Raw genomic sequence first — 12842 nt, forward strand, 5'->3', positions numbered from 1 at the left:
TGTCCATGAGCTTGCTGGTAACCGTGAACATCTCTGCACTGATATCAGCGTCACGTATCCCAAAACAGCTCATGGGCATAACATCTCGGTTTGGCGGCAGGGTCAATTGTGATTACTGCTCGCCTGACCAACGCATGACTGCCTGCAGTGCTTGTTCCGAGGGCATGGCATTGCGCTTGCCTCGCGCCTGACTAAGCACCCATTTATCACCCAAGGGAGAAATGGCAACGGTTAAGTGCTCTGGATGGCTCATGTGGTAAATCGCGATAGACCCTTGTGCCACCAACGTGTGGTAACTTCCCACACAGTGCTGCATGCGTTTGCCTTCAAGCAAGAGTGAACTCCAAGAGGTTAAGGCGCAAATACCTTCTTGGTTCGGTAGAGGGGCGTTGGGGAAAGGCCCATAACGCTTTTCCAGCATGTCAGCTTGAACCTCACTTTGCGCATCATTTCGGGCATTAAAGCGTGCAATACGACGATCATGCAGCACTTGTAGCTCCGCTAACGATGTAACACGACGAAGCCTTGAGCGGTTAGCAGCATCTAGGCGGTGTGTGTCTTCTAACATGGAGGTTAGCCAAGCCCGATCATGAGTTCGGTTGGTCGGGTTCAACGCCTCATCAATGAGCGCGAGTAACCCAGGCCACCGTTCGCCTTGGTAATTCCCTAAGAAAATTAACTGTTGAGCATAGGGTGCCGGATGGTGCCGAAGTAGAGACGTGGTACGGGGATCCATTAATGCGCGCTTAAGTGCGATGAACTCTCGCCCAATCATAGGGGTGAGCGCGCATCGGCGCAGCAGTTTGGCAGTCGCCTGCGTACTGGATAAGCCAGCATAGCCGCACAGCTCAGATTGCTTTTTGCTGAGCAAGCTCAATAGATAGGGTTCTGACCACTGATGCTCTATGGCTTTCTCAGTGAGTAACACCAGTAGAAGGGGAGAGTAAACCGCCAGATCCAAGGCTGCTGGATGGCGGCCTGTCAGCTGGGCCAGCTCCATGCCCAAAAAGGGTACGGCATTAACCAGTGTTGTTACCTCAGCAGGCATGCCCCGCGTTAAGGCCTCGCCCTGAGTGCTCATCAGGGCCTGCCAACCAATCCCCGCAGGGGCTAAGAACTCTCCCCACGCCAGCGGCTCATGATGGGTTTCGCTGACCCAGGCAAAAGGTGCGGGTGAGCACCATGGAGATACTTTCACGACCAAGGGGTAACCAACGGCAGCCGATAAGTCGAAGACAATACGTTGATCGTCACGCGTCGCCATCTTCTGAAACGATGTGAGTGCCCATCGTTGTAAGGCACGGTGCATCCATGCGCGCATAAGTATTTTCAGCCTCAGTCTTGATGGTGGATCACATCCACACTCTTGAAACCGCTTAACGACAGCGGCGTTCCCGGTGAATGGGTATAAGCCACTAACGCACCTCCGTAAGCCGCCGCGTAATCAAGGCAAGCCACGTTACGGCCCAAGCGCAGCGGGGTGCCTGTCAGCGCATAATGACCAAAAAAAGTAGGGTGGGCGTTATGGGGATAGCCATGCTCACGCGCCTGGGTGGGTAAGAGCTCCCAGGGGTGAATCAGTGCCACGTCGTTGGGCCACCACCGAACGCGCTTTCTAATAGTACGAAACCCCGACGCTGAGACATAGGGACGAACCGTGTGTTCGCAGCCGGCAATCACTCGATCCATCGCAAAATAGGTGGTCGAGTAAGTGTCTTCATAAGCGGCCATGGCGGCATCGTCCAAGCAGCGAATGCCCATCGCTTTTAAATGCTGAAGTGAAGCTTCATGCCACCAAGCATGTACCACGCGACAATGCTCTAGCTCTAAAAAGAGAGGCTGTGTGCGTAGCCACTGAAAATGATCAAGGAGTAGCGCTAGGCCATCTTCCTCGTTGGCAAATTCATCGACCAGCCGTTGGCGATCATTATGCTGGCGCGTGGCGTGAATAAAAGCGCTTAGATCGTCTTGATGGTGATACGCGTCTCGTACCCAGTTCAGTTCGTGATTCCCCACGACCATAAGCGCGTGGCCCGCATCGACCATTTGGCGTACTAAGCGAAGTACCGCGCCTGGCCACGGCCCTTTATCAATAATATCACCCACAAATACCGCCACATGCCCCGGTTGCTGCCAACCCTGCGGCCCCTTGCGATACCCCAAGCGGGTTAGGAGTGCCTCCAGCGTCGCTAACTGGCCATGCACATCGCCGATGATATCGTAGTGGGGTGTATTGTTCATGCAGCCTCTCCTCCGTGTTGAGTGCTGCCAGCATCGCATTAGGGTGCGACGCTTGGTGTCGCAAGTAGGCGGTAAGGTATGAAAACATACCTTATGTAGAGGCGCTTATGACGAACGAGAATCGACCCCCACAACAGCCACTGCCCGCCGTCAATCCCAACATGGATGAGTTATACCGTTACCTTGGTTCGCTGTTAAGCTTAGCAGCTGGAGATGCGTTAGGTACCACGCTGGAGTTTTGTATCCGGGATCAACATCCTCACCACACGGAGATGCGCGGAGGCGGTGTCTTTAATGTTGCCCCTGGGGAGTGGACAGACGATACCGCCATGGTGCTGTGTTTGGCTGAAAGTCTAGTGAATCGTCAGTCGTTTGATCCGCACGATCAGTTAAGCCGCTACGTGCGCTGGTGGCGAGAAGGTTACATGGCCTGCCAAGACCGCTGCATTGATATTGGTGACACTACCTTGAATGCCTTGCAACGTTTTGAACGCACACAAGACGCCAATGCGGGCGGCACCCAAGCGTATCAAAGCGGTAATGGCGGCATTATGCGCCTCGCGCCAGCCGTTATGGTGGCGAACAGTGAGCAAGAGGCAGTGTCGTTAGCGGTGCGAAGCAGTCTTACCACGCATGCAAGCCCCGATTGTTTGGATGCTGTCGCATTAATGGGTGCCGTGCTTTGGCGGTTGTTGCAAGGCGAGCCTCTGAGCAAGGTGCTCGCACAGATGCCAACTACCCCTGCCCAAGGCGATCGTATCTTAGCGCTTCAGTCGGGGCTGTTTTGTGAGCTGTCGCGCGAGGAAGTGTCTTCCAGTGGCTATGTCATCGACACCCTAGAGGCTGCCCTATGGTGCTGTTGGCAGGCACGTTCGTTGGAAGAAGCGCTAGTGCTGGCCGCCAACTTAGGCGATGACGCTGACACGGTTGCTGCAGTAACGGGGCAGCTGGCAGGTGCTGCGTGGGGAGTTAAAGCACTGCCCGAACGGTGGTTAACGACGTTAGCGTGGCGAGACAAAATAGAACAGCTGGCCAGAGCGCTATACGCCCTCAAACAACGTGGAGAGTGAAATATGCCGCGCTTAGTTAAGACCACGATGGAGATTGGCCTCCAAGCACAGCGGGATATCCTATTTTTAACTTTCAAAAATGAAAGTCATGACGACGATATTTTGGGTACGCACTGGGAAGATCACCAGGGTCGCCAACACGTTGTTGAGTGGCTAGAGGCTAATGAGATTCCATGGGAGCCATGCGTGCATGCAGCGCCAGGCAAGGCTCCGTGCTGTTACCAAGGGTCTATTTACTTGGCAGTGGCGCCTGATGAAGACAGCCCAACCTACCAAAAGGTGCTGTCATTTTTGGAGGATGAGACGGGGGAGTGCCGTTTCCCGAGCGTAGATTTTTGGCTATACCCATTTCACTTAATTGAGCAACATGCAGACCAGTGCTGATCAGCGCAGGCTGCGCTAATTCGTTTCGGAAGTCCGCCCATTGTTACAACGTATGTGCGGATTTAAGCGAAGTCATTACCAATCAATAAATGCGGGGCGTGGCGGAGTACAAAGCGGCCCACCTCAGGCCCCGCAATCAAGTCAATGGTGCGTCCACACGCTTCGCTCTTTTCCGCCGCATAATTTTCAAGTGTTTCGGTTGCCTGCCCTGTGGTGATCAATAAGCCACCATCGGCGTTGTACTTCTCCATGCCTTCAACAATCTGATCAACAGCGTTAAGGTCGTGATGCGCACCCGAATAGGACTTTGCTTGCACTACCAAGCGCGTACTCAGTGTTACACCACCGATGGGGTTCTGAAAATCAACGAGTAAGTCTGCACCATGATCAGTACGCCAGCCAAAACCGTTTTTAACCGACACGGTGTGTGGCATCTGCATAAACACTTCATGCAGAAATATCTCGAAATCCTTGCCTTTGTTCATTTCCTGAATGGCCTGCGTAAGTCGAGGTAAAACGTCCTGATTCACGCGTTCTCTCAGGTGGATAATACTTCTTAGGCTAGGCGTAATATCGTTGTAGCGGCTTGTTTTCAGATTCTCGATGCTTGTCAAAAAATCCGCTACGTTCAAAACGCGTTGACCACGACGCATGGGCCTCAAGTTTACCGAAGGAAGGACGTTGGTATCGTTGCGTGAAAACTCGATGAGGGTGCTAGGGTCAACGGTCAGATAGTTACAAAAGTCGCGTCCCCAGGCGCACTCTACGCCCTGATCAAAGTCATACTCCCCGCAGACCTGAACGGCAACACATTGCCCATAGGCTGGCAGGTTAACGTGCACAATCCAGTCGCCTGGCTTAATGTTAAGCAGGAAGCCGTTAGCCCCATGGTATTGCTCTCGTAGCGACACCTCTTGATCCCACATACCAAAGCGTGACTTGCCTTCTTTAATCGCATTGTAAATGATAGGGCGTACGGTATCGGGCACTTTCGCAAAGGTAAAAACCTGGGGCAACATGGGGCGTTCTCAATAGTATGAAATTTAACAGAGCTTACCTCAATATAAGGCTTTATGAATATTGGCGTTGTTGATATAACTTACATCGATCACACGCTAGCTGGCTTTGAGCACCCCCATACAGATAAGTTGTCTGGCACTTAGAAGGATTAAGCCCAAGAAAAAAATGCAAAATGTGCCGCATAGCTGGCCTATGTCGGCTATTCGTGCCGTACAGCCCCAACCTGAAAGATATCGCTCACTGGGCTGTCCGCCAGCAGAGCAGCCGCAGCAGCAACATGGTTGGGCGCATGCACTAGAAAATTGACTCATAACCGGTGAACCTCTTGATCGCTGAATTGCTCTGGCGCTGAATAGAACTGTACTAAGCGATCTAGGTCGCCTAGCCAATCAGTCAGATGGAAGGCGACATCCGCACTTTCAGAAGACGCGAGTTCCGACGTGTTTTGAACCGCTTCCTGTATACGCCGTCTGACTGTATTCCCAATGATTTCTTGCTTCATGTGAGTCTCCAAAGCCGATGCCAGTTGCTAACGCGTCAAATGGTCTGCGATGCACACTATTTTAAGTAGAATACTCAAATACATTTAGCCCAAGTAGACTACCGGCTTAGCCATGCAGCGAACATAGATTAACTGGGGAGGTAACTTGGCTGAGATTTACCCACGCCTGAGCGAGACCGAGCTTAACGCGCTACCTTCCCGGGCGGAAGCCAACGTTTACCGGCAGCTGCGCGCATTAGATTTCCCCGGCCTTGAGGTGATGCACAGCCTGGCTACGCAAACCCGTAACGATAAGGGAACGTGGGTAGCTGAAATTAACTTTCTGCTATAAGAAGCTTCGTCTGGATGAGTAAAAGCCCACAAATTTTCGTTTTTTATTCACTCAGTTTCACGATTAATTAGGAACAAAAAATACATGAACATACTTCAATATGAATCAAAAATATGGGCAACTGCCGACCTCCTACGTGGCTGTGGTATCAAAGAATCCGAATGGCCCTCTTTCATGATGCCGTTCTTCGCATTGGTCATGATTGAAAGCCGCTTGGTGCGAATGTTTGACGATCTCAAAACGGAAATTGGCGAAGCGGCGTTTGCCAAGATTCAAAAAGATGACCTGTACGACCTGATCAAAGACAAAGGGCAGGGCTACAACATTTTCATTTTTGAAAAGTCTCAATCGCTCACTGACATTTGCAAAAATGATAAGTCATTTGATATCGACTTCGATGCCTACCTGAAAGGCTTTGATGGCGAAACCAAAGACCTGCTGGGCGTGGATGCCTCTGAGGGTGAAAAATTCCTCGACATCAAAGGGGTCATCACCAAGCTCAAAGCCAAAAAGGTACTGTTTAGTTACACCAAGCTATGGGCAGAGATTGATCTAAAACCTTTCAATAACTCCGAAATCACCACGCTGGAAGAACACATCAAGCGCAAGTGGGCGGATATTTCTGCCGAGACCGCCGGGGAGCAATACACCCCCGACGACGTGATCGCGCTGATTGCCGAAATCATCGCCTCTAAAATTGAAGAATCAGACACGCTCCTCAAAATCTACGACTGCACCTGCGGCGGCGGCAATATGTTGTTTGGCGTTGAAGACCGCATCAACCAAAAGTTTAAGCGCCTTACCCAAACCTACGGCCAAGACTGGAACGATGCACTTTTTGCGCTGGCCAAGATTGAAAGCCGCTTTCGCCCTGACTCCAAAATCGAGCATGGCAACACGCTGGTTGAAGACAAGTTCTATAACGAAGAATTTGACGTGGTGATTGCCAACCCACCTTACGGCGTAAGCTGGAAGGGTTACCAAAAAGACATTGAAAACGACAAGACCGAGCGTTTCAAATACCTGCCCTCTATTTCGGATGGACAACTGCTGTTCATGCAGCACCTCATCTCCAAGTTAGATAGCGTTGGCATGGGCGTGGTGGTGCATAACGGCTCAACCCTGTTCAGTGGTGATGCTGGCTCGCCTGAGAGCAATATTCGCAAATGGATGTTCGATAGCGATATTGTCGAGGCAGTAATTCAGTTGCCAACCGACGAGTTTTTCAATACTGGCATATACACCTATCTGTGGGTACTCAATAAAAACAAGCAGGCGCAGCACAAAGACAAGGTGATGCTGATTAACGCCAGCGACAAATTCAAGCCGCTCAAGAAAAGCAAAGGCTCCAAGCGCAAAGAGGTAGACGAAGCCAGCCGCCTGGAAATCGCCGCCACGCTCACCGCCTACCAGGACAACGACTACGCCCAAGTGTTTGACAAAGAGTTTTTCTACTTCAACAAACAAGCCATCATGCTCACCAATGTCGATGAACAAGGCCGCAGCTTTGAAGAGCATTTACCGCTGAAGGAAGACAAGTTTGGCGAGATGAAACGCGTTAGCGCAAGCAAATTAACACCCATCAAGATAACCCAGCGTGATATTGAGCTGACGGAATTCACCATTACAGAGTACGATCCAACCGCATACGCCTCGCTGGTAGATTATTTTGAGTCGGTTAAAGCACAAATAGCCCAGCTCGACTACAAAGAACAGCCCTTGATCATCACCACGGCAGACGCCAACTACTTTTACGATGCCGATCAAGAAACCCTGATCAAGGAAACACGGGCCAACAAAGAAGGCAGTAAACAAGAGGCATTGGGCTGCGGCAAGATCATCGTTAAAGCCAGCTATAAAAAGGCCACCAAAAAACTGGCCGAGCGCATAGAAATCAGAGTGGAGCTAACGCCGGATTATCAAAAAGACTACGAGATCATCCCCTTCCACAAAGACCCCACCGCCAACCAGGACGGCATCGAAGCCTTTACGGCGAAGTACATCAGCAAACCGTTTGTTTACTTAGAAAGCGTGGTCGGCGTGGAGCTGAACTTCAACAAGATTTTTTACAAACCAGAAACCTTGAGTCCTGTCAGTGAGATTGCGGCTGAAATTGCGGAGTTGGATAAGGCGCTGAAAGCACTGGAAGCGGAGTTGGCGTTATGAGTGTGGTGAAAACTGAACGCTATGCGGCGTATAAAGATAGTGGTATTGATTGGCTAGGCGATGTGCCGAAGCATTGGGATATAAAGCATTTAAAAGCCTTAGCCGAAATTAAGGGTGGAAAAGACAGCTCTGGTGTTGAGGTGGAGGAAGGCGGGTATCCTGTATACGGTTCAGGAGGGGTATTCGGTAGAGCCTTCAAATATCTACATAACAAACCCTCCGTTTTACTTGGTAGAAAAGGTACTGTAGATAAGCCATTGTTTGTAACAGAGCCGTTTTGGTCTGTTGATACTATGTTTTACACATATATCAAAAATAACGTCGATCCTAAGTTTTTCTATTATAAGTGCCTGACGATTCAATTCGGGCTGTATCAGTACGGTTCTGCTGTCCCAAGTATGGCTTCAAATGTTTTGAGTCGTATCCTATTTGCAGTTCCACCCTATTCCGAACAAACCGCCATCGCTGCCTATCTCGACACCAAAACCGCGCAGATTGATCGGCAAATAGATTTGCTTGACCAAAAGGCGACTCAGTACGGCAAGCTCAAACAATCGCTCATCAACGAAACCGTTACCCGTGGTTTGGATAAACCCGTGCCGATGAAAGACAGTGGTGTGGAGTGGATTGGGGAAGTGCCGAGGCATTGGAGCATAAAGCGGCTGAAGGATGTTGCAACTCAAAGTAAAGAGAAAAATAGGGGCAATCCAATCGGAGAAATGCTTTCTGTTTCTGGTTATCGTGGTATTGAAATCAAAGAATATGATGACGAATTAAAAAAAAGAACTATTGAAGAATTGCAAGATTATCGTGTAGTTCGTCCTGGCCAGCTTGTTGCAAATACAATGTGGTTGAATTATCGAGGCATAGGCGTTTCTTCTCACAGAGGCTATGTCAGCCCAGCTTATCGTGCGTACTATGTTTCGCCTTCAATTCATAGTGTTTATCTTCATTATTTAATGCGGTCTGATTTGTATGTGGCCGGGTATTCTATGTACTTACAGGGAATTAGACCAAACTCCCTGCAAATGAAAACAATTGATTTTGAGTGTCTGCCTATAGTTGTGCCCAGTAGTCTCAAAGAACAAATGGCTATTGCAAAATATCTCGATGATAAAACCACCCAAATAGACAGCATCGTCTCCACCCTTAACACTCAAATCGACAAGCTGAAAGACCTGCGCAAGGCGTTGATCAACGATGTTGTCACGGGAAAAATAAAAGTCGTGAACGAAGGAGCTGCTGTATGAACGAACTCCATCTACAAGACAAATTCCTAATCCCGTTTTTTCGGGATGGCTTGGGCTACAAGGAAGTCAAAGCCAATACCGTCACCCAATCGCTGATTATTGAAGAAGACTTGCAAGCGTTTATTGAAGAGAGTTCGCTTAACCAAAAGCCTTATGAGGCACTGCTCAAGAAATACAAAGGCGACAAAAAAGTGTTGCTGCAAGACTTGATGAAATTAATTGCTGAGCGTATCGCCAGCAGCCGCAATATGGCTTTGTTCATCAATGCCAATAAGTCGATTACCTTGCAAGGGATCAAGCTGCATTTGTTTTACACCAGCGACAGCGTGATCCACGGCAATGCTCTGTTTGATGAAAATATTTTCTCGGTGGTGCAAGAGCTGCCGTACAAGTTTAACTACCAGGGCGCACAGATTTTTTCCTTTCGCCCTGACATCGTGTTGTTTGTGAACGGCATTTACCTTGGTTACAGCGAATTAAAAAGTAACTACACCAGCCAGAGTGCCAGCAAAAACGGGCGCAGCAAGGTGCTGAAAGATTATTTTGAAGCAGTAAAAGTGTATCACCAGCACATCGACAGCAATACGATGCTGAGTGACAAAGAAAAACACAGCCTGCGCAAAGACTTTCTTAAAATTTTTGAGAGCGCCATTCACATCACCACTACCGACATTGGCGAAACCTATGTCATACGCACCATAGCCGATTTTTTTGACGAGATTTTGTCCACCTGCCGCGAAGGCAAATTTGACCGGGAAGAAATAGAGAAAAAAGCCCACAGCGTATTCAAGCTCTATCCCTTGCTAAAACCCGATGCCGAAAAGAAGGAGAAGATCAAAGAGCTGTTTGCCGCTTTGTACGGCAAGCTGATGATCGAGAAAGAGATTCTGTATTACAACTTTATTGAGCGTGATGTTTATGTCAGCAAAGGGGGGAAGGATGTTAAGAACGAGCTGGGACATTTGATTTCACCGCGCCCGAAACAGAAATTCGGCACCGACAAGATCATGGCCAAAATTGATGAATTTTTGGCGCATGAGCAAGAGCCTGACTATTTTGAAAAGCTGTTGGAAAAACATTTGGTCGGCGTTTCTGAGGCCAAGAAAAAAGAACTGTTGGAAAAGCGCAAAGCCTACTCCAACAACAAAAATGTCTATTCGCTGCTGATGCAGTACGCCGCCGGGTTTGGTAAATCTAACATCATCGGCTGGTCTGCATTGCAGTTAAAAGATATGCGCCGCCCTGATAGCCAAGGCAAAGCGCAGTATGTGTACGATAAAATTATGATTGTGGTGGACCGTTTGCAACTGCGTAGCCAGATTGATTCGCTCATGCTGAACATGAATATCGATAAGCGCATGGTGATCGAGGCAACCAACAAGAAGACCTTTCAAGGAGCGCTGGCATCTGACACGCGCTTGGTGATTGTTAATTTACAAAAGTTTGGTTCAGTTCGTGAAATGCTCGACGCCGATGTGCTAAAAAAACTGGCGGGCATGCGCATTGTGTTTTTGATTGACGAAATCCACCGCTCCAACAGTGGCGACCAGCATGAAGAGATGGTGAGCATTTTTGATGAGTTGCAAAGCCCCTTTGACGGTGCGGCCTATGCCAGTCAAGCCAGCAAAAAGAATTTAATCATCGGTTTTACCGCCACGCCCGACGACCATACCCTGGCGCGCTTTGGTGAGTTTAGTGGCTATGCCGAAAGCGAAAAATTGTGGCGACCCTTTGACAGTTACACCATGAAAGAAGCGATTGAGGATGGCTTCATCCTGAACCCGCTGAAAAACATTGTGCCGGTCGCATCGAAAATGCTGTTTGATTTACCATCGAATCCTCTCGAAGGTTTCACCGAGAAGGACTACAAAGACGCGCAGAAAAAGCAGATCTATGAAAACCGTGATCGTATCGATGCTATCGCCAAGTATGTGGCCGATCTCTTAGTGAAGGACGTGTACCGGCAAATACGCGGCACAGGCAAGGCGATGCTGGCCGTGCATTCCATCAAGGCGGCCATTGCCTACCAAGGTGCGGTGACCAAACATTTCAACGCACTGGTGAAAGAGGCCAAGTACGAAAAGTATGCCGACGCACCGATCCATATTGTGTACTCCAGCAACCAGGATGAACAAAGCGCCACTGGTCTCAATGGCGGGCTAACGGAAGAAAAGGTACTGGAGAGTTTTGCGCTCAAGAAAAATGGCTTGATGATTGTGGTTGCTAAGTTGCAGACCGGCTTTGATGAGAAGAAATTACATACCTTATTTCTGGACAAAGAAATCAAGGGCATCAGCGCCATTCAAACCATTTCACGTGTGAACCGCACCACCAAATACAAGAACGACTGCAAGATCGTTGATTTTTCCTACAACAATGTAAATGTGCAGAACATTAAGGATGCCTTCGAGCATTTCTCTGATGTAGTTGTGAGCGACTTCGATCCGTTTGGCGACAAAAAGGTATTAGATGTATTGCTGACAGAGCTAAAGAAGTTGGATACCTATGACAAATTCTTTGCTGCATTCATGAGCATCTACAAGGACGCCGCCAAGCGCGACGAACCAGAAAGCTATTTGGACTTTGAAAGTAGCCTTAAAAAATATATTGATGCTAATCCACAGCGCACGGCCGATGCCAAAGCCAAAGCGGCGCAATACTTTACGATTCTTAATCGCATTGAATACGTGATTGAGTTAGATGCGAAGTACAGCGAACCGAGCTTTTTATTCTTCTGGCGCAAGTTCAATACGCTCTACAACATGCTGCATCGAAGTGAGGATATCAAAGACCCGATTGAAGTATATTTTGACAACCAGATTGGCATTGTTGAAGTGGTTGCCGAGGAATCGAAACAGAAGAAGAAAAAACCAACTGAAGTTGCTGAGGGGACACCACCGGGCTGTGGCGCCCAATTTGATATTTTAGCCATCATTGCGGCGCGTAACGAACAGGAAGCAAAGACAGGAACATTGATCAAAGATTTCGAAGCCAAGATCGTTGATTTCTTCCGCTACGTGCTTGAGTCTAGCGAGGGTGAGCGGTTGACCGTGAAGATCAAGTCACACGTTTCAGAAAATGAAATCTATGACGACTTTGCGAAGATTTATCGTCGCTATAAAGCGCTGCATCGACAAGCTGTTGGCGACTATTTTTTTAAGGAGACTAAAGATCTTATTGAGAAATTATGTGATGATTTTGAAAAAGCAGTGTTTGAAGAAAAAGTATAAATTTAATTTCAAATGTCAAATAAACTTCACCCTACAACTTTTGCCGTGCTTGGTGGTGAAAATAGCGCGGCTATTTTCACCAGCTTCTGGTGCATGTGCGAAGTAGCCTTCAAGCTGGTCTAGCAACGCTAATTGTGTCCGCTAAAACTGTAATAGTTATAGCGGTCGCCACGTTGGCGAATCCATCCCTTTCGGCGTAACCAAACGGTCGCGCGTCCAAGCTGAGGTTGTAAACGCATTTTTACCACTCCCCGTTCTCGACACGTGCCTTATGCTTAGTCTCGGCGTTGTAGAGGTAACACCACACTTCGCCGTGTTGAGTGGGCAAAATAGCGCGGTTATTTAACCCTTGATGTGGAGCATGCGCGAAGTAGCCTTCCAACTGATCCAGCAAGGCTAACTGTTCAGCGGTAATGGCGTATATTTCGACCACGGTGCCCGCTGACGACTCCGCCTTGGCCCCGGGGTAGGGGCCAAGATCATAAAGCGTGATGGTTGTGAGGCGGTCTGTGCCAAGTAGGGGCGCACCATCGAGCCAGTAATGGTTGTGTTGGCCTTGCTTGAGCGTGCCGTATACGGCAACGCGTGGGCAGCGCTGTATGTCGGTAAGCGTTCATCCTACGACGTAGTTGACCTACTTCACGTCAC

General features: G+C 48.9%; 11 protein-coding genes. 6 read left to right on the plus strand and 5 right to left on the minus strand.

All coding sequences use genetic code 11. From position 1 onward, the window contains the following. Positions 1–112 precede the first annotated feature (112 nt). Both INT21_RS12315 and INT21_RS12320 read right to left on the minus strand, forming a co-directional pair. Entirely contained in the window at positions 113–1309 is a 1197-nt protein-coding gene (locus tag INT21_RS12315) for a PcfJ domain-containing protein (RefSeq protein ID WP_193085284.1), read from the minus strand. Between the two features lie 26 nt (positions 1310–1335). Beyond that, positions 1336–2241 (minus strand): metallophosphoesterase, encoded by a 906-nt coding sequence (locus INT21_RS12320; protein WP_193085285.1) that lies wholly within the window; start codon positions 2239–2241, stop codon positions 1336–1338. Positions 2242–2348: 107 nt separating this feature from the next. Between INT21_RS12320 and INT21_RS12325 the strand changes: the two genes are divergently transcribed. Together INT21_RS12325 and INT21_RS12330 are read left to right on the plus strand one after the other, a co-directional pair. Then, positions 2349–3311, plus strand: coding sequence for an ADP-ribosylglycohydrolase family protein (locus INT21_RS12325; RefSeq protein ID WP_226930648.1), 963 nt, complete (start codon positions 2349–2351; stop codon positions 3309–3311). Positions 3312–3314: 3 nt separating this feature from the next. Next, positions 3315–3695: a hypothetical protein gene (locus tag INT21_RS12330; protein WP_100732359.1), complete on the plus strand. Its 381-nt coding sequence runs from the start codon at positions 3315–3317 to the stop codon at positions 3693–3695. 62 nt (positions 3696–3757) lie between these two features. Here INT21_RS12330 and INT21_RS12335 read toward each other — a convergent pair whose 3' ends face one another. Both INT21_RS12335 and INT21_RS12340 read right to left on the minus strand, forming a co-directional pair. Beyond that, positions 3758–4714 (minus strand): restriction endonuclease, encoded by a 957-nt coding sequence (locus tag INT21_RS12335; RefSeq protein WP_193085286.1) that lies wholly within the window; start codon positions 4712–4714, stop codon positions 3758–3760. Positions 4715–5022: 308 nt separating this feature from the next. Next, a complete protein-coding gene (locus tag INT21_RS12340) occupies positions 5023–5217 on the minus strand; it encodes a hypothetical protein (RefSeq protein ID WP_193085287.1) in 195 nt (64 codons plus the stop codon). A gap of 145 nt (positions 5218–5362) precedes the next feature. Here INT21_RS12340 and INT21_RS12345 point away from each other — a divergent pair, with 145 nt between their 5' ends. From INT21_RS12345 to INT21_RS12360, 4 genes are all read left to right on the plus strand, one after another. Next, the gene (locus INT21_RS12345) at positions 5363–5548 is read left to right on the plus strand and encodes a hypothetical protein (protein WP_193085288.1); all 186 of its coding nucleotides are present in this window, start codon (positions 5363–5365) and stop codon (positions 5546–5548) included. Between the two features lie 198 nt (positions 5549–5746). After that, positions 5747–7714, plus strand: coding sequence for an HsdM family class I SAM-dependent methyltransferase (locus tag INT21_RS12350; RefSeq protein WP_226930649.1), 1968 nt, complete (start codon positions 5747–5749; stop codon positions 7712–7714). Next, a complete protein-coding gene (locus INT21_RS12355) occupies positions 7711–8964 on the plus strand; it encodes a restriction endonuclease subunit S (RefSeq protein ID WP_193085290.1) in 1254 nt (417 codons plus the stop codon). The genes INT21_RS12350 and INT21_RS12355 overlap by 4 nt, the downstream gene beginning before the upstream one ends. Further along, positions 8961–12194 (plus strand): type I restriction enzyme subunit R domain-containing protein, encoded by a 3234-nt coding sequence (locus tag INT21_RS12360; protein WP_193085291.1) that lies wholly within the window; start codon positions 8961–8963, stop codon positions 12192–12194. Before INT21_RS12355 ends, INT21_RS12360 begins: the two co-directional genes overlap by 4 nt. 241 nt (positions 12195–12435) lie before the next feature. On the opposite strand, the gene INT21_RS12365 is transcribed toward INT21_RS12360, so the two are convergent. Then, positions 12436–12795 carry a gamma-glutamylcyclotransferase family protein gene (locus INT21_RS12365; RefSeq protein ID WP_193085294.1) on the minus strand — a complete coding sequence of 120 codons (360 nt, stop codon included), beginning with the start codon at positions 12793–12795 and terminating at the stop codon, positions 12436–12438. Between the last annotated feature and the right edge of the window lie 47 nt (positions 12796–12842).

It is taken from the genome of Halomonas sp. 3F2F (assembly GCF_014897805.1).
Classification (GTDB): domain Bacteria; phylum Pseudomonadota; class Gammaproteobacteria; order Pseudomonadales; family Halomonadaceae; genus Vreelandella.